The sequence below is a fragment of the Acidovorax delafieldii 2AN genome (assembly GCF_000175235.1).
Classification (GTDB): domain Bacteria; phylum Pseudomonadota; class Gammaproteobacteria; order Burkholderiales; family Burkholderiaceae_C; genus Acidovorax; species Acidovorax delafieldii_B.
On sequence record NZ_ACQT01000563.1, the window covers coordinates 1 to 935 of the forward strand.

Sequence of the window (935 nt, forward strand, 5' to 3'; positions counted from 1 at the left end):
GCGCGCGCGGCGGCGGCGATGGATTCGGGCAGGGTGCCGTCGAGGATCATGGGACGATTGCGTGGAAGGTGGCGCCGGTCGGCTCAGAAGGGCGCAATGCCCAGCAGCGTGGCCGCTTGCAGCGCCGTGGCGCGTGCAGCCTCGGCCGTGGCCGCGGTGATGTTGAGGTGCCCCATCTTGCGCCCGCGCTTGGCTTCGCGTTTGCCATACAGGTGCAGGTGCGTGCCGGGCAGCGCCAGCACCTCGGCCCAGGGGGGCGTTTGCTCGGTGTCGCCCTGCGCAAACCACAGATCGCCCAGCAGGTTGAGCATGACGGCGGGGCTGTGCTGGCGCGGCTGGGTGAGCGGCAGGCGCGCCATGGTGCGCACCTGCAGTTCGAACTGCGACACGTCGCACGCGTTCTGGCTGTAGTGGCCGCTGTTGTGCGGGCGCGGGGCAATCTCGTTGACCACCAGGCTGCCGTCCTGCAGCACGAAGAATTCCACGCACAGCACGCCGACGTAGTGCAGGCCTTCTGCTACAGATTTTGCAGCTGCTATCGCTTGTGCAGCAAGCGCTGCAGGCAGATTTTCTTCATAAACTTCGGTCACGGCCAGGATGCCATCGCGGTGCAGGTTGCGCTGCACCGGCAGGTGCACCATGGCGCCGTCCATGCCGCGTGCCACCAGCACCGAGCATTCGAGTTGCAGCGGCAGCATCTTCTCGAGCACGCAAGGCACCTGGCCGACGGAGTCCCAGGCGGCGGCCAGCTCGGCGGGCGTCTTCACGCGCACCTGGCCTTTGCCGTCATAGCCCATGCGGGCGGTTTTCAGGATGCCTGGAAGGAGATCGACCGATACCGCCGCCAGTTGCTCGGCCGTTTCGATCACTGCATAGGGCGCGCAAGGCACACCGCGAGGCCACGAAGTGGGCTTTCTCGCGCGCGCGGTCCTGCG

At 67.3% G+C, this 935-nt stretch carries 1 pseudogene; it reads right to left on the reverse strand.

The annotated features are described in order from the left end of the window. Window positions 1-83 precede the first annotated feature (83 nt). Window positions 84-935: pseudogene (locus tag ACDELDRAFT_RS23045) on the reverse strand (5-(carboxyamino)imidazole ribonucleotide synthase); the annotation flags it as partial.